Annotated in this window: 22 protein-coding genes; 11 read left to right on the top strand and 11 right to left on the bottom strand. The window is 71.8% G+C overall.

Annotated features, from left to right (window positions below; all coding sequences use genetic code 11):
- Positions 1-126: 126 nt before the first annotated feature.
- From CLV72_RS01510 to CLV72_RS01490, 5 genes are all read right to left on the bottom strand, one after another.
- On the bottom strand, positions 127-1029 hold the full coding sequence (locus CLV72_RS01510; protein ID WP_245929804.1) for a sugar phosphate isomerase/epimerase family protein: 903 nt from the start codon (positions 1027-1029) through the stop codon (positions 127-129).
- A complete protein-coding gene (locus CLV72_RS01505) occupies positions 1026-2237 on the bottom strand; it encodes a substrate-binding domain-containing protein (RefSeq protein WP_106237905.1) in 1212 nt (403 codons plus the stop codon). The genes CLV72_RS01510 and CLV72_RS01505 overlap by 4 nt, the downstream gene beginning before the upstream one ends.
- Positions 2238-2239: 2 nt before the next feature.
- The gene (locus CLV72_RS01500) at positions 2240-3235 is read right to left on the bottom strand and encodes an ABC transporter permease (protein ID WP_245929899.1); all 996 of its coding nucleotides are present in this window, start codon (positions 3233-3235) and stop codon (positions 2240-2242) included.
- Between the two features lie 77 nt (positions 3236-3312).
- Positions 3313-4326 carry an ABC transporter permease gene (locus CLV72_RS01495; RefSeq protein WP_245929898.1) on the bottom strand — a complete coding sequence of 338 codons (1014 nt, stop codon included), beginning with the start codon at positions 4324-4326 and terminating at the stop codon, positions 3313-3315.
- A 92-nt stretch (positions 4327-4418) separates the two neighbouring features.
- Complete coding sequence (locus CLV72_RS01490; RefSeq protein ID WP_106237900.1) at positions 4419-5894, bottom strand: sugar ABC transporter ATP-binding protein; 1476 nt, start codon at positions 5892-5894, stop codon at positions 4419-4421.
- A 594-nt stretch (positions 5895-6488) separates the two neighbouring features.
- Here CLV72_RS01490 and CLV72_RS01485 point away from each other — a divergent pair.
- From CLV72_RS01485 to CLV72_RS01465, 5 genes are all read left to right on the top strand, one after another.
- Positions 6489-8231, top strand: coding sequence for an ABC transporter substrate-binding protein (locus CLV72_RS01485; RefSeq protein ID WP_106237897.1), 1743 nt, complete (start codon positions 6489-6491; stop codon positions 8229-8231).
- Positions 8232-8303: 72 nt separating this feature from the next.
- Positions 8304-9299 (top strand): ABC transporter permease, encoded by a 996-nt coding sequence (locus CLV72_RS01480; protein WP_106237894.1) that lies wholly within the window; start codon positions 8304-8306, stop codon positions 9297-9299.
- Entirely contained in the window at positions 9296-10264 is a 969-nt protein-coding gene (locus CLV72_RS01475; protein ID WP_106237890.1) for an ABC transporter permease, read from the top strand. The genes CLV72_RS01480 and CLV72_RS01475 overlap by 4 nt, the downstream gene beginning before the upstream one ends.
- Positions 10265-10268: 4 nt before the next feature.
- Positions 10269-11216 carry an ABC transporter ATP-binding protein gene (locus CLV72_RS01470; protein WP_106237886.1) on the top strand — a complete coding sequence of 316 codons (948 nt, stop codon included), beginning with the start codon at positions 10269-10271 and terminating at the stop codon, positions 11214-11216.
- Positions 11217-11218: 2 nt separating this feature from the next.
- Positions 11219-12181: an ATP-binding cassette domain-containing protein gene (locus CLV72_RS01465; RefSeq protein WP_106237882.1), complete on the top strand. Its 963-nt coding sequence runs from the start codon at positions 11219-11221 to the stop codon at positions 12179-12181.
- On the opposite strand, the gene CLV72_RS01460 is transcribed toward CLV72_RS01465, so the two are convergent.
- The 4 genes from CLV72_RS01460 to CLV72_RS01445 all read right to left on the bottom strand — a co-directional run bounded on the left by CLV72_RS01460 (position 12178) and on the right by CLV72_RS01445 (position 13874).
- Positions 12178-12549: a hypothetical protein gene (locus CLV72_RS01460; protein WP_106237878.1), complete on the bottom strand. Its 372-nt coding sequence runs from the start codon at positions 12547-12549 to the stop codon at positions 12178-12180. The genes CLV72_RS01465 and CLV72_RS01460 overlap by 4 nt on opposite strands.
- Positions 12546-12947, bottom strand: coding sequence for a BldC family transcriptional regulator (locus CLV72_RS33850; protein ID WP_425428004.1), 402 nt, complete (start codon positions 12945-12947; stop codon positions 12546-12548). The genes CLV72_RS01460 and CLV72_RS33850 overlap by 4 nt, the downstream gene beginning before the upstream one ends.
- Positions 12948-13110: 163 nt before the next feature.
- Positions 13111-13509, bottom strand: coding sequence for an ATP-binding protein (locus tag CLV72_RS01450; protein WP_170140838.1), 399 nt, complete (start codon positions 13507-13509; stop codon positions 13111-13113).
- A 71-nt stretch (positions 13510-13580) separates the two neighbouring features.
- A complete protein-coding gene (locus tag CLV72_RS01445) occupies positions 13581-13874 on the bottom strand; it encodes a hypothetical protein (RefSeq protein WP_106237871.1) in 294 nt (97 codons plus the stop codon).
- A gap of 225 nt (positions 13875-14099) precedes the next feature.
- Between CLV72_RS01445 and CLV72_RS01440 the strand changes: the two genes are divergently transcribed.
- From CLV72_RS01440 to CLV72_RS01430, 3 genes are all read left to right on the top strand, one after another.
- On the top strand, positions 14100-14915 hold the full coding sequence (locus CLV72_RS01440) for a helix-turn-helix domain-containing protein (RefSeq protein ID WP_106237868.1): 816 nt from the start codon (positions 14100-14102) through the stop codon (positions 14913-14915).
- Positions 14908-15084 carry a DUF397 domain-containing protein gene (locus CLV72_RS01435; protein WP_106237865.1) on the top strand — a complete coding sequence of 59 codons (177 nt, stop codon included), beginning with the start codon at positions 14908-14910 and terminating at the stop codon, positions 15082-15084. The genes CLV72_RS01440 and CLV72_RS01435 overlap by 8 nt, the downstream gene beginning before the upstream one ends.
- 136 nt (positions 15085-15220) lie before the next feature.
- A complete protein-coding gene (locus tag CLV72_RS01430) occupies positions 15221-15415 on the top strand; it encodes a DUF397 domain-containing protein (RefSeq protein ID WP_342755645.1) in 195 nt (64 codons plus the stop codon).
- A gap of 76 nt (positions 15416-15491) precedes the next feature.
- Here CLV72_RS01430 and CLV72_RS01425 read toward each other — a convergent pair whose 3' ends face one another.
- On the bottom strand, positions 15492-15977 hold the full coding sequence (locus CLV72_RS01425; RefSeq protein WP_106237861.1) for a helix-turn-helix domain-containing protein: 486 nt from the start codon (positions 15975-15977) through the stop codon (positions 15492-15494).
- 135 nt (positions 15978-16112) lie between these two features.
- Here CLV72_RS01425 and CLV72_RS01420 point away from each other — a divergent pair, with 135 nt between their 5' ends.
- A complete protein-coding gene (locus CLV72_RS01420) occupies positions 16113-17216 on the top strand; it encodes a serine hydrolase domain-containing protein (protein WP_106237857.1) in 1104 nt (367 codons plus the stop codon).
- 312 nt (positions 17217-17528) lie between these two features.
- Complete coding sequence (locus tag CLV72_RS01415; RefSeq protein WP_106237853.1) at positions 17529-17753, top strand: hypothetical protein; 225 nt, start codon at positions 17529-17531, stop codon at positions 17751-17753.
- Positions 17754-17790: 37 nt separating this feature from the next.
- On the opposite strand, the gene CLV72_RS01410 is transcribed toward CLV72_RS01415, so the two are convergent.
- Positions 17791-18792 (bottom strand): LacI family DNA-binding transcriptional regulator, encoded by a 1002-nt coding sequence (locus tag CLV72_RS01410; RefSeq protein ID WP_106237849.1) that lies wholly within the window; start codon positions 18790-18792, stop codon positions 17791-17793.
- A gap of 337 nt (positions 18793-19129) precedes the next feature.
- Between CLV72_RS01410 and CLV72_RS01405 the strand changes: the two genes are divergently transcribed.
- Positions 19130-20617: a sugar ABC transporter ATP-binding protein gene (locus CLV72_RS01405; RefSeq protein WP_106241014.1), complete on the top strand. Its 1488-nt coding sequence runs from the start codon at positions 19130-19132 to the stop codon at positions 20615-20617.
- Positions 20618-20698: the final 81 nt, after the last annotated feature.

Here is a 20698-nt window from a genome sequence, read left to right as displayed (position 1 = left end):
GCGGGTGGGCGGGGAGTCGGAGGCGGCGAGAGGGATCGGGCGCGGGTGGCTTCGCGCCAGGCGGGTCGGTGTCGGTTGCGGGATGGAGTGGGTGCGGGATGGCCGGGAGCGGGGATCAGGGGGCGGTCAGCCGGTCCGGGCCGGAGTGCGGGCGGTCCCGGTGAGGCGGCGCAGGTGGGCGAGGCCGTCCACGGCGATGGCGTCCTGGCTGGCGGCCAGCGGCCGCCAGATGGAGGCGGCCGTGGCGATGGTGGCGTTGTCGGCGGTGAAGGACTCGATGACCAGCGGCCCGGTGTAGCCGGCGCCGTCCAGCGCGCGCAGGATGGCCGGCCAGTCCAGGTGGTCGGCGCCGGGCGCGCCCCGGTCGTTGGCGCAGACCTGCACATGGGCGATGCGCCCGGCGGCGCGGGCGATGGCCGCCGGGATGTCGGTCTCCTCGATGTTCATGTGGTAGACGTCCAGCAGCAGCCCGCAGCCGTCCTCCGGCAGGCCGCGCAGGGCCTCAAGCGCCTGGTCCACGGTGTTGAGCAGGCTGGTCTCGTAGCGGTTGAGCGGCTCCACCGCCACCCGCACCCCGGCCGCCCGCGCGTGCTCGACGACGGGGGCGAGCCCGTCGGCCAGCTCCGCGTAGCGGTCCCGCCGCTCCGCCGCCGCGATCCGCCAGGTGCGGCCGACGGAGGCGTAGGCGGGGCCGGCGATCACCGGCGCACCGACGGTCGCGGCGGCGTCGACCACCCGGCGCAGGTAGTCGCGGGTGCGGTCCACCGTCGCCGGGTCGGTGGCGACCAGCTCGCGGCCCTCGCCCATCACGAGGGTCACGGTGGCGGCCAGGCCGAGCCCGTCGAGCAGCCGCGCGGCGCGCGCCGGGTCCCAGTCACCCGGGTTCTCCACCGGCAGCTCGATCACGTCGAAGCCCCAGTCGCGGACCCGCGGCGCCAGCCGCTCCAGCTCGGCGTCGGTCAGCGGCGAGACCCAGACCCAGGTGTTGACGCCGATCGGGTGCCCGGCGGGGGTGTCGGGGGCGCTCACCGGTCCTGCCAGGCTTCCGGGTAGCCCGGCAGGTCCTCGCCGCCGAACTGGGCGTAGTGCAGGCTGGGCATGTCGGCATTGCGCTCCAGGTAGTCGGGCAGCGTCTCCTCGGTGACCGGCTCCTGCGGCAGCACCCACTCCGAGGGCACCTGCTCGCCGTCCAGGATCCGCATCGCGGCCACGATCGGGGTGCGCCACTGGAAGTTGGAGTAGACCGGGGCGATCGCGGTCATGCCGGTCTCCTCCCACTTGCGCAGGAAGCCCAACTCGTCCTCGCCGGCGAAGACCGGGTAGGGGTTGCCGGTGTCCTCGAAGGCCTCCACGGCGGCCACGGCGCCGTCGCCGGCGTCCATCCAGATCCCGTCGACCTCGCCGCGCTGCAGGTACTGCTCCACGGTGTCCCTGATCTGGGCGGCGTCGCCGCCGGTGAACTCGAAGCCGAGCACCTCCAGCTCGCTGGCGCCGAAAATCTGCTGGGCGGCGGCCCAGCGGTGCTCCAGCACGTCCACCCCAGGCAGGATGCGCAGCGCCAGCACGGTGGAGCCGGGTTCGAGGTTGTCCACCAGGAACTCCGCCGCGTCCGCGCCGTAGGCGTAGCCGCCGATCGGGTGGATGAAGGTGACCGCGCAGTCGGTGTTAACGCCGCGGTCGAAGACGATCACCGGCACCCCGCTGTCGCAGGCGGCCTCCACGGCCGGCGTCAGCGTGGCGGTGGTGGACGGCGAGATGATGATGGCCGCGCAGTCGCCGGATTCCACGAAGGCCTGGATGTCGGAGATCTGCTGGTTGTCGTCGTCGCCGGCGTCCGACACCCGGAACTCGCCGATGTCGCCGCTCTCCTCGTACACCGCCACCTGCTGCTGCATGGTGATGAAGCCGGTGACCCGCCAGGGGTTGGAGACCGAGGCGTTGGAGAAGCAGACCGTGTGGTCGCCGCCCTCCACGGCGTACTCCTCGGTGTCCACCCACTCGGGCTCGATGGCCTGCAGCCAGGGCTGGTCGGCCGGGCCCTCCGGCTCGATGTCGCGCTGGGCGAGCTGGCGATCGTACTCCGCCTGGTCGAACCAGTCCCCCTCGGAGGCGGCGGCCGACTCCTCGGGGGAGGCGTCGATCGTGTCGGTGGGGGCGTCGGTGGTGCAGGCGGCGAGCATGAGGGCCGCGGCGGCGAGGCCGGCGGCCGCGGCGAGCGGGGTACGGGCCGAACGCATCGTTACCTCCTGGTGGGCTGGACAGTGCGCGGGGCGCGCGGACGGGTCCGCTGCCAGGGCAGCGAGCCCTGCCGCGCGGCGTAGGCGACGGCGGCGATGATGATCAGGCCCTGTACCGAAGGGCGGATGGTCGACGGCAGGCTGAGCTGGTTGAACAGGGTGAACAGACCCTCCACGGCGAGCGCGCCCGCCATGGCCGCCACGACGGTGCCCCGGCCCCCGCCGAGCACCACGCCGCCCAGCACCACGGCGGTGATGGCGGCGAACTCCAGGCCGTCGCCGACCTGCGCGGTGACGCCCGCGTAGCCGCCGATCAGCACGCCGGCCAGCGTGGCCAGCAGGGCGGAGAGCACGAAGGCGCCGGTGCGCACCAGCCACACCCGGGCGCCGGCGAAGGCGGCCGCCGTCTCGTTGTCGCCGACGGAGACCAAAGTGCGCCCGTAGGAGGAGCGCATCAGCACCAGCGCGGCCAGGGCCACCGCCACCAGGATGAGCAGCGCCCACGGCAGCTGGCCGAGCACCGGCACGTCCTCGATACCGAACCGGCCCGCCACCCGGAAGGACTCCGACAGCGCGCCGGTGGGCGCCCCGCCGGTCCACAGCTGGATCGCGCCCGACAGCACCAGCATGGTGCCGAGGGTGGTGATGATCGACGGCACCTTCAGCAGCGTGGTGATCAGCCCGTTGACCAGCCCCACCATCAGGCCGAAGACCAGCATCACCCCCAGCACCGGCAGGGTGCGGGCCTCCTCGCCGTCGATCAGCGCCGCCGCGATCACCACCTGCGCGCCGACCAGCGCGCCGACCGAGAGGTCGAACTCACCCGAGACGATCACCAGGTACTGGCCGATGGCGAGCACGATCAGCGGCGCCGCCTGCCGGAGGAAGAACATCATCGAGGGCGGCTCGGCGAAGCTCGGGTTGAGGGTGAAGATCCCGGCGAAGATCAGGATGAGCAGCACGAACACGGGTCCGCTCGCGCCGCCGAGGAAGCGCAGCGCGGGCGGCGCCGCCGGCCGCTCGGCCGGGGGCGTGGGCGCGCCGGGCGGCGGCCCGGCCGGTGCCTGGTCGACCGTCACTGCCGGACCTCCTGCTCCTGCTCGGCGCGGGTGGGCGCCCGCCCGGCCGCCCGGTCCCCCGGACCGGCCTTGGGGAAGCGGACCCGGCTGGCCCGCTTGGCGAACTGGCTGCGGGCGTACAGCGCGACGGCGGCGATGATGATCACGCCGCGCAGCACGTCCCGGAAGAAGGGGTCGATGGCCAGCACGTTGAAGACCGTGTCGAGCACCGCCAGGATCAGCACCCCGGCGACCGTGCCGGCGATCCCGCCGCTGCCGCCCATCAGGTAGGTGCCGCCGAGCACCACCGCCGCGATGGACTCCAGGTCGTAGCCGGAGTCGTAGACCAGCGCGCTGCCGGTGCCGAAGCGCGAGGCGAGCAGCAGCCCGGCCAGCCCGGCCGCGACCGAGCAGAGCACGTGCGCGATGATCATGGTGCGGTCGGTGCGGATGCCCGACAGCCGCGCCACCTCGGGATCGCCGCCGACGGCGAACATGTGGTAGCCGAGCCGGGTGCGGCGCAGCAGCAGGATCCCGGCGACCGCGACGCCCAGCATCACCGCCGTCGACACCGGCACGAAGCCGATCCTGCTGTAGCCGAAGACCTGGAAGGCGGCCGGCACCTCGCCCGCGGGCCCCTGGTACCGCGTGTCCAGGTAGCCGCGGATGATCAGCCCGGTGCCCAGGGTGGCGATGAAGGCGTTCACCCGCAGCTTGGTGACGACCAGGCCGTTGGCCAGCCCGACCAGCGCCGCCACCGCGAGCGCGGCCGCGATGCCCAGCGGGATGCGCGCCGGGTCGCCCGCCATCGTGGTCGCCGCGACCAGGCTGGACAGCGCCACCACATAGCCGACGGACAGGTCCAGGGAGCGGCAGAGGATGACCAGCGTCTGCCCGATCGCGACGAAGCCAAGCAGGCTGGACCTGGTGAGCATGTCGACCAGGTTGCCGGTGCTGAACAGGTTCCCGCCGCGCATCGCCAGCAGCACCGCGCCGACCACCAGGATGATGCCCAGCGCCAGGTAGACCAGCTGCGTGCTGCTCGGCCCGCGGCGCCGCGGCCGCGCGGCCGCGGCGGGCCGCGGCGGCTCGGGCCGCGGCGGCGCGGCGGTGCCCTGTGCGCTCACCGCGCCGCCCCTCGGGCGGCGCGGCCGGTCGCCAGTGCCATCACGGCCTCCTCCTCCGCCCCGGCGGGCAGCTCTCCGGCGATCCGGCCGTCGTACAGGACGAGGATCCGGTCGGCCATGCCCAGCACCTCCGACAGCTCCGACGAGATCAGCAGCACGGCCACTCCTGCGTCGGCCAGCTCGCGCACCCGGGTGTAGAGCGCCTGGCGGGCGCCGACGTCCACGCCCCTGGTGGGCTCGTCCAGCACCATCACGGCCGGCTCGGTCGCCAGCCACTTGGCCATGACGACCTTCTGCTGGTTGCCGCCGGACAGGAAGCGCACCTCCTGGTCCAGCCCGCGGGCGACCAGCTCCAGCGAGCTCAGGATCTCGGGCACCCGCCGGGCCCGGCGGCCGGCCGAGCCGGGCAGCACCGCGTCCAGCACCATCCGGGCGTTGGCCAGCACCGGCTGGTTCAGCGCCAGCCCCTCGGCCTTGCGGTCCTCGCTGACCAGGGCCAGCCCGGCCCGCACCGCCTGGCGCGGCGAGCGGGGCAGTACCGGCCGCCCGTCGACCCACATCCGGCCGCGGGTGAAGCGGCCGATGCCGAACAGCGCCTGCGCCAGCTCGGTGCGGCCGCTGCCCTGGAGCCCGGCCAGGCCGACGATCTCGCCGCCGCGCAGCTCCAGGTCGATGCCGTCCAGCTGCTCGTTGCCGCCGCCCTCGACCCGCAGCCGCACCGGTCCGGGCGCGGCCCCGGCCGCCCGGTCGGGGAAGAAGGCCGACATCGGGCGGCCGACCATCTTCCTGACCAGCTCGTCGGGGGTGCTGGCCGCGACGTCGGCGGTGTCGACCAGCCGGCCGTCCTTCAGCACGGTGATCCGGTCGCCCAGCTCGAAGATCTCCTTCAGCCGGTGCGACACGTACAGCACGGCGACGCCGCGCTCGCGCAGCCGCCGCACCAGCCGGTACAGCAGCTCGACCTCGGCCCCGGCCAGCGCGGCGGTGGGCTCGTCCATCGAGATGATGCGGGCGTCGCGGGAGACCGCCTTCACGATCTCCACCACCTGCTGCTCGGCGACGGACAGGTTCCGCACCCTGGCCCCGGGGTCCAGCCGCTCGATGCCGAGCTCGCCCAGCAGCGCCTCGGTGTCGGCGGTCATCCGGCGCCCGTCGACCAGCCCGCGCCTGCGCGGCTCACGGCCGAGGAATACGTTTTCCGCGACGCTGCGCTCGGGCAGCAGGTTGAACTCCTGGAAGACGGTGGAGACCCCGGCCCGCTGGGCCTGGAGCGGGTGCTCGAAGCGCACCGGCGCGCCGTCCAGCTCGATCCGGCCGGCGTCGGGCCGGTGCACGCCGGCCAGCACCTTCATCAGGGTGGACTTGCCCGCCCCGTTCTCGCCGACCAGGGCGTGCACCTCGCCCGCGCGCAGGTCGAGGCCGACGCCGTGCAGCACCCGCACGCCGAGGAAGGACTTCTCGATGCCCGTCATCCGCAGCAGCGGCGCGGGCTCGGAGGTTTGGGGGGCCTGCGGACGATGGGAGGAACGGGATTGGCCGGAGCCGCCGGCGCCGGCCGGGTCGGACGGGGCAGCACCGCCGGTCGGGGCGGTGCCGCGTCCCGGGCCCGGCTCTGTGACCTCGTTCACTCCCATGGTGGGGACGGTAAACGGGCTTTCGGCGGTCGTCAATCATAAGTTCAGCTTTCAAGTTCGTTAGTCAGCCTCTTTAGGGCGACGGTCCTCGGAAGCCCACGAGCATGTCCGGCAGAAGCGCGACCGAGCGCCCGGCGCCCGGCCGCCCGGGCGCGGCCCGGCCGGGACCTGCGCCGCCGCCCGCCGCCCCCGCGGAACCCGGACCGCCGCCCCCACCGCCGGACCGCTGCCGCCCCAACCGCCCCTCTTGACACTGAACCGGTTTAGTGATGGGCTGTCCCCCACTCGGGGTGATCTGTATCACTGCTGCCTGCGCATGCGGAGCAGGGACACTCGTCGGTACGGAGCGCAGCCGACCGGAACCGACGCCAGGAACGCGAACATTCGCACGGACGGCCGGGCGCAGCGGTGTGGGCCCGGTGGGAGGCAAGGATGAGACGAGCGCGGGCAGTGCGCGGACGGCGCACCGCGAAGGCCGGGTTGGCGGTGGCGGCCGCGGCCGCCCTGGTGGCGGCCGGCTGCACCGGCGGCAGCGGGGGCGCCGGCGGCACCCCCGGCTCCTACCCCCGTGAGGAGACCCTGTTCGTCAGCGGCTCCCTGTGGGGACCGCCGGCCAACTGGAACCCTCTGATGACCTGGGAGCACGCGGCCGGTACCAAGGGCCTCGTGTACGAGACGCTGTTCCTGTACGACCCCCAGGCCGACGAGTACATCCCGTGGCTGGCCGAGTCGGGCGAGTGGACCGACGACGACACCTACCAGATCACCGTGCGCGAGGGCGTGCAGTGGACCGACGGCGAGCCGCTCACCGCCGACGACGTCGCCTTCACCATCGGCCTCGGCGAGCTGGAGTCGATCCCGTACCACAACGTCTGGCAGACGATCGAGAACGTCGAGGCGACCGACGACCGCACCGTGGTGGTCGACTTCTCCGAGCCCCGCTACCAGCAGTGGGCCTTCTGGCTCTACGGCAACGCCATCGTGCCGCAGCACCTGTGGGCGGAGCGGACCGAGGAGGAGATCAGCGCGGGCGCCAACGAGACCCCCGTCGGCACCGGCGCCTACGTCTACGAGACCCACGGCCAGGACCGCCAGGTCTGGTCGCGCAACGAGGAGTGGTGGGCGCAGGAGGCGCTGGACCTGCGGGTCGGCCCGAGCTACATCGTCGACATCGTCAACCCCAGCAACGAGGCCGCGCTGGGCCAGGTGCTCCAGGGCAGCCTGGACCTCAGCAACAACTTCCTGCCCGGCATCGCGCAGGTGCTGGAGAGCAACGACGACGTCGCCTCGTACTACCCCGAAGCCCCGTACATGCTGTCGGCCAACACCGCCTGGCTGGTGCCCAACACCACCAGGGAGCCGATGGACGACCCCGAGTTCCGCCGGGCGCTGGCCTTCTCCATCGACACCGAGCAGATCGTCAGCGGGGTCTACGGCGACATCGTGCAGGCGGCCGACCCCACCGGCCTGCTGCCCAACTGGGAGCAGTACGTCGACGCCGACGTGGTGGCCGAGCACGGCTTCTCCTTCGACACCCAGGAGGCGGCGTCCATCCTGGCCGACGCCGGCTACGAGGACACCGACGGCGACGGCTTCGTGGAGACGCCCGAGGGCGAGCCGATCGAGCTGACCCTGGCGGTGCCCAGCGGCTGGACCGACTGGATGGAGGCCAGCCGGGTGATCGCCGACAGCGCCCAGCAGGCCGGCATCAACATCACCGCGGACTTCCCCGACGAGAACGCCATCGTCGACCAGCGCGTCAGCGGCGACTTCGACCTGATCCTCAACAACGAGCGGCAGATCAGCAGCACGCCCTGGACGTACTACGACTACATCTTCCAGCTGCCGGTCCGCGAGTCGCAGAGCACCGTCAACTTCGGCCGCTACGAGAACGAGGAGGCCTGGGCGCTGGTCGAGGAGCTGGCCACCACCCCGGTGGAGGACCCCGAGGCGATGACCGACATCATCGCGGAGATCCAGGAGATCCAGCTCCAGGAGATGCCGATCATCCCGCTCTGGTACAACGGCATGTGGTCGCAGGTCAACACGTCCGTCTGGACGAACTGGCCCTCCGCGGAGACCGAGAACAACTACGTCCCCACCCTGTGGGCGAACTACCACGAACTCGGCGGCATCCTGATGCTGACCGAACTCCAGCCCGCCTCCGGCGGCTAGCCGCGACGGACCGCTCCCGGCCGCCCGCCACGGGCGGCCGGGCCTGTCCCGACCGGCCCGCTAGGAGGACCGTTGCGCCGCTACTTCGGCAGGAAACTCTTCGTCTACGCGCTGACCTTCTTCATCGCGATGACCGTCAACTGGATCATCCCGCGCTTCATGCCGGGCGACCCCGTGCAGAGCAGGCTGGCGCGGGCCTCGCTCCAGTCGCCCGAGGCGTCGGCCGCCATGCAGGCGTACTACGAGCGGCTGTTCGGCCTCGACGTGCCGCTCTGGCAGCAGTACCTGAACTTCTGGGCCTCGCTGGCCCGGGGCGACCTGGGCATCAGCATCTGGCTCTTCCCGCAGCCGGTGGGCGACATCATCCTCGGCGCGGTGCCCTACAGCCTGGCGCTGCTGCTGCCGGCCATCCTGCTCAGCTGGGTGGTGGGCAACTGGTTCGGCGCCTACGCCGCCCGCAACCGCTGGCTGGACAACACCGTGCTGCCGGTCGGCTACGTGCTGACCGCCACCCCGTACATGTGGCTGGCGCTGCTGCTGGCCTGGGGGCTGGGCATCGTGGCCGGGCTCTTCCCGGTGGGCGGCGCCTACAGCTTCGCGCTGACGCCCTCGGCCACCCCCGAGTTCGTCGGCAGCCTGCTCCAGCACTGGTTCCTGCCGTTCCTGTCGCTCTTCCTGGTCGCGCTGGGCGGCTGGGCGATCGGCATGCGGAACATGATCATCTACGAGCTGGAGTCGGACTACTCCAACTACCTGGAGGCGCTGGGCGCGCCGCGCCGGCTGGTGCGCAGGTACGCCTTCCGCAACGCGATGCTGCCGCAGCTGACCGGGCTCGCGCTCCAACTGGGCACCCTGGTGGCCGGCTCGCTGCTGACCGAGATCGTGTTCTCCTATCCCGGGCTCGGCTACCTGATCCTGCAGGCGATCAGGAACCAGGACTTCTTCCTGCTGCAGGGCGCCTTCATGTTCATCGTCGTCGGCGTGCTGATCGCCAACTTCATCATCGACATCGTCTACGTGCTGGTCGACCCGCGCACGCGGATCCAGATGCAGGGAGGCGCCGCATGAGCACCGAGCAGGCCGGGCCGCCGACCGGGGCGGGCCCGGCGCCCGGCGGGGGCGGCGCCCCGCCCGACGCGGCGGTCCCGGCCGGGGCGCCGCTCGCGGCGGCCGCGCCGGCCGGCCGCCGGGGCGGCGAGCTGGCCTACTTCGCGCTGCGCAACGGCAAGCTCGTCGCCGGCCTGGTGATCGTGCTGTTCTTCCTGCTGGTCGGCCTGTTCGCGCCGATGCTGCTGCCGCACGGGCCCAACGAGTACGACATCGGCCCGCAGGGGGCGCCGCCCTCGGCGGAGCTGTGGCTGGGCACCACCCGCTTCGGCCAGGACGTCTACGCGCAGTTCGTGCACGGCCTGCGCTCCACCTTCCTGGTCGGGCTGCTGGGCGGCGGGGTGGCCTTCGCGGTCGGCATGGTGGTCGGCTTCGTGGCCGGCTACCGGGGCGGCTGGGTGGACGAGGTGCTCAACATGATCACCAACGTGGTGCTGGTGCTGCCCACCCTGGCGGTGCTGATCATCGTCGCCGCCTACCTCCAGGCGCGCGGGGTGGCGGTGCAGTCGCTGTTCATCGGGCTCACCTCCTGGCCGTGGGCGGCCCGGTCCATCCGGGCGCAGACCTTCTCGCTCAGCTCGCGCGACTTCGTCGACCTGGCCCGGCTCAGCGGCCGGAGCAGCTGGAAGATCATCTTCCGGGACATCGCGCCTAACATGAGCTCCTACCTGTTCATGACCTTCATCCTGCTGTTCGGCGGCGCGGTGCTGATCGCGGCCGGGCTCGACTTCATCGGCCTGGGCCCCACCGACGGCACCTCGCTCGGGCTGATGATGAACCAGGCCGTCAACTGGGGCGCGCTGCAGCTGGGCATGTGGTGGTGGTTCGTCCCGCCCGGCCTCGGCATCACCGCGATCGTCGGCGCCCTGTACGTGATGAACGTGGGCCTGGACGAGGTCTTCAACCCCAAGCTCAGGGAGACGTGACCCGATGAGCCTCAAGGTGCGCGACCTGCGCGTGTACTACCGGACGCTCGCCGGCGACGTGAAGGCCCTGGACGGCGCCGACTTCGAGCTGGCCGACGGCGAGATCACCGGGCTGGTCGGCGAGTCGGGCAGCGGCAAGTCCACCCTGGGCAAGAGCCTGATCAAGCTGGACGGGCGGATGCGCTACGTCAGCGGCACGGTCGAGCTGGACGGCGCCGAGCTGCCGGTGCGCGACTCCGCCCGGATGAACGACTTCCGCTTCCGGGAGGTCTCGCTCATCCCGCAGTACGCCATGAGCGCGATGAACCCCACCCGCAAGGTCGGCCGGATGATCGCCGACCTGCTGGAGTCGCGCGGCGAGCGCTTCCGCGCGCTCCGGCCCGAGCTGGTGCGCCGGCTGGAGCTGGTCGGGCTGGGCGAGCAGGTGCTCGGCCGCTACCCGATCGAGCTGTCCGGCGGGATGAAGCAGCGCACGGTGATGGTGCTGTCCACCCTGCTGGACCCCTCGCTGCTGATCGCCGACGAGGTCACCTCGGCGCTGGACGTGTCCAACCAGCGGGCGGTGGCCGAGACGCTGGCCGGCTTCCGCGACCGGGGCTTCGTGAAGAGCATGATCTTCGTGACCCATGACGTCGCCCTGGTGAACCAGATCGCCGACACGATCACGGTGATGTACGCCGGGCGGCTGGCCGAGAAGGGGCCGGCCAAGACCGTAGTGAACTCCCCGCGGCACCCCTACACCCGGATGCTGATCTCAGCGCTGCCCGAGGTGGGCGTCAGCCACGGCGAGCGGCGGCTGTCGGGCATCCCCGGCAGCCCCCCGGCCCTGCTCGACCCGCCCGCGGGCTGCCGCTTCCGCGACCGCTGCCCGCTCGCCTTCGACAAGTGCGAGCAGGAGCCGCCCTTCGCCGAGGTCGAACCGGACCACTCCGTCGCCTGCTGGAAGGCCTGAGCATGCTGAAACTCGACCGGGTCTCCAAGGTCTACCGGGTCGGCTCCTTCGGCGGCGAGCAGCTGCGCGCCGTCGGCGACGTCAGCTTCGAGGTGCGCCCCGGCCAGGTGGTCTCGCTGATCGGCGAGAGCGGCAGCGGCAAGAGCACCATCGGCAAGATGGTGCTGCGCACCTCGCGGATCACCTCGGGCACCATCAGCTTCGACGGCGCCGACATCTCCCGGTACCGGCGCACCGGCGAGCTGAAGGAGTACTACCGGCGGGTGCAGGGGGTCTTCCAGGACCCGTTCAGCTCCTACAACCCGGTGTTCAAGGCCGACCGCGTCTTCGAGATGATCCGCACCGAGTACTTCGCCGCCGTCCCGGCCGCCGAGTGGCGGGCCAAGCTCGACGCCGCGCTGCGCACGGTGCGGCTGGACCCGGCCCAGGTGCTGGGCAAGTACCCGCACCAGCTCAGCGGCGGCCAGCTGCAGCGGCTGCTGATCGCCCGCGCGCTGCTGCTGGACATCGAGCTGCTGGTGGCCGACGAGATCATCAGCATGCTGGACGCCTCCACCCGCATCGACGTGCTGAACCTGCTGGCCGACCTCAAGGAGCGCGGCCTGGGCATCCTGTTCATCACGCACGACCTCTCGCTGGGCAACTACGTCAGCGACCAGACGGTGATCCTGCGCGGCGGCTCCGTGGTGGAGCGCGGCGCCACCCGGCGCGTCTTCGCGAACCCGCTGCACCCCTACACCCGGCGGCTGCTCAGCTCCGTCCCGCAACTGCACAAGACCTGGGCGGAGGTCGACGCCGAGCTGCGCGCCCGCGACGCCGGCGCCGAGCGCCGCTGCGCCTACCACGAGCGCCTTCCCGACGGCGGCCCCGACCCGCTGGCCGCCGTCGATGAGGACCACCACGTCGCCTGCTTCGCCCTGGACGGCGCCCCCTGCCCCGACGCCGCCCGGACGCCGGTCGGCTAGGGGATGACGATCTCCGACAACCGGGGGATGGCCAGGGTGAATCCGTGGAACCGGTGGGTGTCGGGGTGGTCGGTGGGGGTGAGGTGCTGGAGGTGGAGCCAGGCGTGGCCGGTGGGGTGGGCCTCGCCGTGGGCCAGCAGCCAGGTGCGGAACTGGTCGGTGACGGCCTGGATGGTGAGTTCGGTGGTGTAGAGCATCCGATCGGGATCGGTGGTGATGCCGACGGGTTCGGTGCCCGGGTAGCCGTCCGGTGGGGTGGTGGCGATCCACATCAAAAAGCACTGTTCGGGGGGCGCGGGCAGCGCCGAGACGATCTCCGGGCCGTGATAGGCGGGCTGGTGGCCGTGGGGCGGGGTCGGTTCGGTCACGGTTCGCCGTCCTTCTGGGTGTCGGGGGTGTGTTCTTCTCGCGGATCGTGGACGTGCTGCTCATCGAGGAGCCTGCGGACGCTTTCGGCCGCGTAGCGGCGGTGGCCGCCCAGGGTGCGGATGTAGGGCAGGACTCCTTGGCGGGCCCAGGCGGTGACGGTCTTCGGGTGCACCCGGAACAGCCGGGCGACCTCCTGGGCGGTCATCAGCTCGGGCAGCTCGCCCGGTGGTTCCTCCGGGAGCGGCGGCCGCTCCGGCAACCGTTCGGGATCGAACCAGTAGTGGCCGCTGATGAAGGCGGCGAACACCTCATCGGCGTCGGCCATCGCCTTGAGCGCCTGCGGAGAGCGGCCGGACAGCCGGGCGGCCTCCCCCAGCGGGATGTAGGCGGCGGGCATCGGTGCGGTTCCTTCGTTGCCAGGGCGCCCGCGGGCGCGGCCAGGACAGGACTGAGTGGTGTGGTGGTCCCGGCCGCCGGAGGAGCCTCCCCCTGTCGGCCGTGCGCCCCACCGGGGCAGGACGAGGGCGCACGGCTCGCTCGACCCCGGCGGCCGGGACGTTTCAGGGCGCGCCGCGCTGGACGGGCGGCCGGGGCGAACGTTCGGGTGGCCGGTGGAGTTCGAAGTACACGGTGCGGCCGGTGGCGGTGGTCCGGTCGCCGTAGGCGTCGGCCAGTTCCGCCAGCAGCGCCAGTCCTCGGCCGCCGATGGCGCATGGGTCGCTCATGGTGTAGCCGAGGCGGGTTCCGATCGGGGCGCCCTGGTCCTCGCACTCCACCCGCACGCCCCACTCGGTGCGCTCGACACGGAGCCGGAACCGGCCGCCAGGGGTGCCCGAGGCGGTGTGCACACACGCGTTGGTGGCCACTTCGGACACGAGCAGTACCGCCGTGTCGGCCATATCACCGGCGATCCCCTCAGCCGCGAGCCGCTGACGCGTCCAATGCCGCGCTTCGGCCACGGAAGCGGCCACCCCCGGGAACGAGTGGACGGCTACGCCCGGAGCCGGGGACCTGGTGCCGCTGATGGTGATCACCGCACGGCCATCCCGGCCAGCGCTGCCGAACTGTCGTGCTGGTACTGCGCGATCGCACGCTCATGGGCGACCAGGTATGGGCGCACCATCGCCGGACAGCCGTGCGGGACGTACTGGTCCAGCGGAAGCAACTCGGTCGACTCACCAGCCGACACGCGCCGTGTGACCGGCGGCCAGGACGGCGCCCGGTCCGGCACCGCCGGGCGAGCGTGCCGCCCGCTCTCCAGCGGATCGCCCGTGTGATGGCGCCCTTGTGCCCGCCGCATCCATGCCCGGATAAGCTTCCTCATGTCATCAGCTCCCTATCGCTTCAGCTGGTGGCCATGCCCCGGGCGGGTGCCAAACCGCTCGGGGTTTCTTGTGTTCGCCACGCGAAAATTTCCGGTGCTGAGCAGCGTGCCACGTAGAGTTTGAAAACTGGATAGGGAGTGATCTTCCGAGCGTATGAGTGGGGACCAAGTCAGAACTTGAAAGGAGCTGTTGCGAATGGTTGCAAGCTGTGATCTCATCTGCGCATGAGCACGAAGCGGCCCACCGCATCCAGACTTTTCGGACAAGAGTTGCGTAGACGGCGAGACGATGCCGGACTGTCACAAGAACAGTTAGGCAAGGCCGTCCGTGTCACCTCATCCCACATATCGAACATGGAGACCGGAAAACGATCTCCCACCAAGGCCATGCTGTCCGCATTGGACAATGCTCTCGATGCGGACGGCGAGCTTAGGACGTTTTGGGAGAGATTGACCGGATCGGGACGTCCGGCGTACATCGAAGAGATCGCCACCACAATTCTGCACGCCGAGGCCGTGTATGAATACCAAGTGCTCACCTGGCCCGCTCACCTACAGTCCCAGGTTTATGTGGAAGCCTGCATGCGACTCGGAACGCCGTGGATCAGCGCTGAGGAGCGGTCGCGTCGCGCTGCGGAGCGGGCCGCGTACGCGGAAGCCGTGACATCGTCTTCCACCCCGCACTTGTGGCTGGTCGTGGACAGCTCCCTGCTCGAACGGCGCTACGGTGGTGACGAGGTGGCTCTGAAGCAGCTGTCTTTCATCCTGGACCTGGTAGACCGCGACCGACTGACCTTCCAGGTCATCCCGGCGGGATCTCCGCGCCACCCAGGCGACAGCGGAGTGTTTAAACTGATCACCACTGATACAGGCCAGGAGGTGGGGTACGTCGAGTCCCGCCTTGAGGGGCAGGTCACGAGTTCACCTCAGCACGTAGCACACTGGCGTATGCTCTTCGCGGCCCTCCAGAGCGCGGCGCTCACCCCTGAGGCGTCCCGCGATGCGCTTAGGAAAGAAATACAGGTGATCAGCAGTGAATGAGTGGCACAAGTCCTCCTACAGCGACGGCTCCGAGAACTGCGTCGAGATCCGCGAGCACGCCGACCGTGCCGACGTACGGGACACCAAGAACCGCGCGGCCGGTCACATCACCGTCGACGCGGCGGCATGGAACGCGTTCGTGCGCGCGGTGAAGACCGACGCCCTGTAACACTCGTCCGGTCCCGGAGCCCCTGGCCTTGTTGGCCGGGGGCTCTTGTTACAGCCTGGAGGTCGGTGTTCACAGCCCTCCAAGAGTTCGCCCCGACTCCAGCGGCATCGCTGGATGCGCTCCGGAACGAGACGGATTGGACCTGACCATGAACAACAGGCAGTGGCACAAATCGGCCTACAGCAGCGGCGCGTCGAACTGCGTTGAGGTCCGCGGGCACGCCGACCGTGCCGACGTGCGGGACACCAAGAACCGCGCGGCCGGTCACATCACCGTCGACGCCGCGGAGTGGAACGCGTTCGTGCGCGCCGTGAAGACCGACGCGCTGTAGTCAGGCCTTGCTGTGAGCCCTCGGCCTTGTCGGCTGAGGGCGGCACGCGCTCGGGTGACGGGTGAGGGTCGGCGGCTCACGGGGAGAGGACGACGGTCTCCTCGTTGACGATCGAGTCGGCTCCGGCGTTCGCGGTGAGGACCGCACCGGCGGCGAAGGCGAGGGCGAGTGCCGCTGCCGCGATCGCCGGGCGCCACCGGGACGCCGGTCGCGGCGGGGGCGTCGGGTGGTGGACTGGCGCGCTGACCGCGGCCGGAGTGGCCGGGGTTCCGGCGGCGATCAGGGCGCGAGTGATCACCCACTGCTTCAGGTCGTCGCCGTCGAGGCCGCAGGCCCGGACGTAGGTCACGAGCAGGTCTTCACGGGGGAGGCGGTTCTTGCCGAGCATGGTGGCGGCGGTCGAGGAGGGCAGCACGTCCCCGGCGGTGGACGCCCGACGCTCAAGCTGCCGGAAACTCAGGCCGGACCAGGTTCTCAGCCGCCGCAGCTCGGCGACGAACGACGCTTCGTCGATGGCCGCCGACGGCGACGGCGGCGGGGTGATCGGTGGCGTAGTGGTCATCAGAAGCTCCTGTGGTGGACGCGGTGAGCTGGTTGTACAGCGTTCCGCACGAACCCGAACAGCCGAACCTGTTGATCAGCCCGGCTGACCGGGATCAGTGTGTGACCGCTCGACAGCCACTGCTGAGGAGGTCACATGTGCCGGGTCCGCGCCGGCGTGCTGCTGGTCGTGCTCGGGATCACCGCGTGCTCACCCGCACCGCCCGAGCCCGCCGCTGAACCCACCACCGAATCCGTTGCCGATTTCCTCGCCCGCACGCTACCGGAAGGGCCGGGCGGCACGGTCATCGCCGCACGCGGCGACCAGATCCTCTACTGCGAGGGCTTCGGCATGGCCGACCGCGAGGAGAGGATTCCGGCGAGCTGCGACACCGCCTACGACATCATGTCGATCACCAAGCAGTTCACCGCGGCCGCGATCCTGCGGCTGGAGGCGATGGGCGAGCTGCGGGTCACCGACCCGATCAGCACCTACCTCGGCCCGGTCCCCGACGACAAGCGGGACATCACCGTGCACCACCTGCTCACCCACACGGCGGGACTGGTCGAGGGACTCGGCGACGACTACGACGTCATGTCCCGCGACGCCATGCTCACCCAGGCGCTCTCCTCCGAACTGCGGTCACGACCGGGAGAGGAGTTCCACTACTCCAACGTGGGCTACAGCATGCTCGCCGCGATCGTGGAGACGGCCTCCGGTATCGGCTACGAGCGGTTCCTGGAGCGGCACCTGTTCGCGCCGGCCGGTATGACGAGCACCGGATACGTACTGCCCGAATGGGACCGCGGCCAGGTCGCTGTGGAGTACGACGCCCAAGGGCGGAGCCAGGGCCGGCCGTACGACCATCCGTGGGCGGAGGACGGCCCGCACTGGAACCTGCGCGGCAACGGCGGCATGGTGTCCACCGCCCGCGACATGTTCCGCTGGCACCGCGCCCTGACCGGCGGCACCGTCCTCCCGGAGAGCGCCAGAGCCGAACTCTTCGCCCCGCACGCCCCGATCCCCGAGCTGGGTGAGTCCTACGCCTACGGCTGGGTCGTCCGCGACACCGAGGACGGCCGGATCGCCTGGCACGACGGCGGCAACGGGTGGTCACTGGCGAACTACGCCATGGCCCCGGACGACGGCGCGATGGCGTTCTGGGTCAGCAACCACGCCCACCGGGATGACGCATGGAACCTCGAAGACCTCGAACCCGACCTGACTCTGGGCATCCTCGACCGCGCCCGCACGCAGTGATCCCGCAGACCGAAGGCTGCCGCGGACCTGGCGGAGTCCGGGATGGGTTCGGCGGGGCCGCCCTGCGTCCGATCCAGCCCCGTCCGCCCTCACCCCCGGCACTGACGGACGACCGGCGCGAGGGGCCGACATGAGGGAACACGACCGACCCCGCCACCCTCGTCACCTGGACTCGCAGCCACGCCTGAGCCGGGGCACCGCGCCGTACATCCTTCGACCCAGGCCGGATTACCTCTCCGGCCTGACGCGCTGGGCGGGCGCGTCCGGCAGCCTGGAAGGGTGGTCCGAAGGGGCCGCGGAGGGGGGACCGCCATGGTGGAGATCGCCGGAATCGTGCTGCTGATCCAGGGAGTGCTCGGCTTCGCCGGGCCGGCCTTCTGGGACCGGGACATGGGAGTGGTCCACCTGGTGGCCGATCTGCCGCCCGTCGCCTATCTGGCGATGGCCGCGGTCGGCGCCGTGCTCACCGTGGTGGGCGGCCGGCGGCGCAAGGCCAAGGAGCGCCGCGCGCACAGCGGGGAGCGCCGCGAGCCGTGAGGCGCCGGGTGCGGGACGGGCGGCCGCGGGCCGCCCGTCAGCCCGTGGAGTCGCGCGCCACCAGCTCGGGCTGGAAGACGACCTGCTGGTGGGCGTGGCCGTCGGGGTTCTCGCACTCGTCCAGCAGCAGCTCGGTGCCGAGGCGGCCCAGCTGGTAGGTGGGCTGGCGCACCGAGCTGAGCGGTACGGCGGCGGCCGCGGCGAACTCGATGTCGTCGTAGCCGAGCACGGCGACGTCGTCGGGCACCCGGGCGCCGGCCCGCAGCAGGGCGCGCATGACGCCCAGGGCGAGCAGGTCGTTGGCGCAGAACACCGCGTCGGGAGTGCGCCGGCCGGCCAGCAGCCGCTGGCCGGCGTCCAGGCCGCCGCGCACGTTCATGCCCTCGGCGGCGAACTCGCGCAGCCGGGCGCCGTCGGCGCCGTCCAGGGCCCTGCGGGCGCCTTCGCGGCGGTCGTCGCACTGGCGGATGCCGGGCGGCCCCGAGACGTAGGCGATGTCGCGGCGGCCGAGCCGCAGCAGGTGCTCCACGGCCAGCCGGCCGCCGGCCACGTCGTCAACGGCCACCGAGCACTGGTCGGGGCGGGCGCCGGGCCGGTCGAGCAGCACCACGGAGACGCCGCGCTCGCGCAGCGCGAGCAGTTCGGGCGCCTCGTCGTCCACCGGGGTGACCAGCAGGCCCTGCACCCGCTGCTCGGCCAGCATCCGCAGGTTGCGGCGCTCCTTGACGGCGTCTTCGTCGGAGTTGGACAGCATCAGGGCGTAGCCGCGCTCGCTGATGACGTCCTCGACGCCGCGCGCCGCCTCGGTGAAGAAGGGGTTGGCGATGTCCAGCACCATCAGGCCGACGGCGCGGCTGTGCCCGGCGCGCAGGGTGCTGGCGGAGCCGTTGCGGACGAAGCCGAGTTCGTCGATGGCGGCCAGGACGCGGGCGCGGGTGGGTGCGGCGACCCGCTCGGGCCGGTTCAGCACATTGGACACGGTGCCCGGGGACACCGACGCGCGCTCGGCGACCTCCCTGATGCCGACCGTGGGGCGCATCGGCCGCCTCCCCTCTCGTGACCGGTCGGCCGGCCGGCTGGCGCGGTCGGGTATCGGCGGCGTACCGGGGCGCCACCGTGATTAAAACGTATCAATCGGCTGTGACCGGCGGCCACCGGCGCTCCGGCCGCCGCGACCAGTTTAATCGCCCGTTCACACCGGACCGGCTCGCGTAACACGACCTCAACCCGGGCGCAAGCCCTTGACGTCCCCGGGCGCACCGATCTATGGTCCCCTCAACTTAAAACGTTTTTAATACTCTCAGCAGCGGGAGGGAGCCGTGGCCGAACCCCGGCCGACCGCCGCACCGGCGCCTCCGCCGGTCGCGCTGGTCTCGGTGGGCAAGTCCTTCGGGCGGCTGCACGCGCTGCGCGACGTGACGCTCCGGCTGCGCGCCGGCGAGGTGCACGCCCTGGTGGGCGAGAACGGCGCCGGCAAGTCCACCCTGGTCAAGACGCTCGCCGGAGTGCACCGCCCCGACACCGGCCACGTCGAGGTGGACGGGCGCCCGGTGCGCTTCACCGGTCCGGCCGACGCGCGAGCCGCGGGTGTCGCCGTCATCTACCAGGAGCCCACGCTCTTCCCCGACCTGTCGGTGGCCGAGAACATCTTCATGGGCCGCCAGCCGCTGGGGCGGCTGCGCCGCATCGACCGGGCCGCCACCCGGGCGGCCGCCGCCGCCCTCTTCGACCGGCTCGGCGTGCGCATCGACCCCGACCGGCCCGCACGCGGCCTGTCCATCGCCGACCAGCAGCTCGTGGAGATCGCCAAGGCGCTGTCGCTGGACGCGCGGGTGCTGGTCATGGACGAGCCGACCGCCGCGCTGTCGGGGGTGGAGGTGGAGCGGCTGTTCGCGGTGGTCCGCTCGCTGCGCGACGGCGGCGCGGCCGTGCTGTTCATCTCGCACCGCTTCGACGAGGTCTTCGCGCTGTGCGACCGGATCACCGTGCTGCGCGACGGCGCGCACGTGTCCACCGACCCGGTCGAACGCCTGGACACCGACACGGTGGTGCGCGCGATGGTGGGGCGCGAGGTCGCCGCGCTCTTCCCCAAGGAGGAGACCGAGCCCGGCGAGGTGCTGCTGGAGGTCGAGGGGCTGAGCCGCGCCGGGGTCTTCTCCGACGTCGGCTTCACCGTGCGGGCGGGCGAGATCGTGGCGCTGGCCGGGCTGATCGGCGCCGGGCGCAGCGAGGTGGTGCGCGCCGTCTTCGGCATCGACCGCTACGACTCCGGCACCGTGCGGGTGGCCGGGCGGCCGCTGCCGCCGGGGCGCCCGGCGGCCGCGATGGCGGCGGGCCTGGCTCTGGTGCCCGAGGACCGCCGCCAGCAGGGCCTGGTGATGGACCTGTCGGTGCAGCGCAACGCCGCGCTGACCCGGCGCTGGGCGCTCAGCCGCCTCGGCTGGCTGAGCGGCCGCGCCGAACGCGCCTTCGCCCGCACCTGGACCGAGCGGCTGCGTGTCAAGGCGCCGGACCCCGCCGACCCCGTCGCCACCCTGTCCGGCGGCAACCAGCAGAAGGTCGTGCTGGCCAAGTGGCTGGCCACCGAGCCGAAAGTGCTGATCGTGGACGAGCCCACCCGGGGCATCGACGTGGGCACCAAGGCCGAGGTGCACCGGCTGCTGTCGGAGCTGGCCGGACGCGGCCTGGCCGTGCTGATGGTCTCCAGCGAGCTGCCGGAGGTGCTGGGCATGGCCGACCGGGTGCTCGTCATGCACGAGGGCCGCCTGGCCGCCGACATCCCCCGCAGCGAGGCCGACGAGGAGAGCGTCATGCGCGCGGCCACCGCATCGCCCGTCCGCGAAGGGAGCGGCCGCGATGCCTGAGCCGAGCACCGGCCCCGAGCCACCCCCCACCCAGGACCGAGCCCCCTCCCGCCCAGGGGGGCGACCCCACATCCATCTTCC

Source organism: Allonocardiopsis opalescens (assembly GCF_003002095.1).
GTDB lineage: Bacteria > Actinomycetota > Actinomycetes > Streptosporangiales > Streptosporangiaceae > Allonocardiopsis > Allonocardiopsis opalescens.
Note: the sequence above shows the minus strand (reverse complement) of the source record. Positions and strands in the feature narration are given on the sequence as shown.

Bases quoted from the DNA above. Each gene is read 5' to 3' on its own strand.
- CLV72_RS01505 (WP_106237905.1), bottom strand. From the start codon at position 2,237: ATGCGTTCGGCCCGTACCCCGCTCGCCGCGGCCGCCGGCCTCGCCGCC.
- CLV72_RS01490 (WP_106237900.1), bottom strand. From the start codon at position 5,894: ATGACGGGCATCGAGAAGTCCTTCCTCGGCGTGCGGGTGCTGCACGGC.
- CLV72_RS01485 (WP_106237897.1), top strand. From the start codon at position 6,489: ATGAGACGAGCGCGGGCAGTGCGCGGACGGCGCACCGCGAAGGCCGGG.
- CLV72_RS01475 (WP_106237890.1), top strand. From the start codon at position 9,296: ATGAGCACCGAGCAGGCCGGGCCGCCGACCGGGGCGGGCCCGGCGCCC.
- CLV72_RS01470 (WP_106237886.1), top strand. From the start codon at position 10,269: ATGAGCCTCAAGGTGCGCGACCTGCGCGTGTACTACCGGACGCTCGCC.
- CLV72_RS01465 (WP_106237882.1), top strand. From the start codon at position 11,219: ATGCTGAAACTCGACCGGGTCTCCAAGGTCTACCGGGTCGGCTCCTTC.
- CLV72_RS33850 (WP_425428004.1), bottom strand. From the start codon at position 12,947: ATGCCCGCCGCCTACATCCCGCTGGGGGAGGCCGCCCGGCTGTCCGGC.
- CLV72_RS01445 (WP_106237871.1), bottom strand. From the start codon at position 13,874: ATGAGGAAGCTTATCCGGGCATGGATGCGGCGGGCACAAGGGCGCCAT.
- CLV72_RS01440 (WP_106237868.1), top strand. From the start codon at position 14,100: ATGAGCACGAAGCGGCCCACCGCATCCAGACTTTTCGGACAAGAGTTG.
- CLV72_RS01425 (WP_106237861.1), bottom strand. From the start codon at position 15,977: ATGACCACTACGCCACCGATCACCCCGCCGCCGTCGCCGTCGGCGGCC.
- CLV72_RS01420 (WP_106237857.1), top strand. From the start codon at position 16,113: ATGTGCCGGGTCCGCGCCGGCGTGCTGCTGGTCGTGCTCGGGATCACC.
- CLV72_RS01415 (WP_106237853.1), top strand. From the start codon at position 17,529: ATGGTGGAGATCGCCGGAATCGTGCTGCTGATCCAGGGAGTGCTCGGC.
- CLV72_RS01410 (WP_106237849.1), bottom strand. From the start codon at position 18,792: ATGCGCCCCACGGTCGGCATCAGGGAGGTCGCCGAGCGCGCGTCGGTG.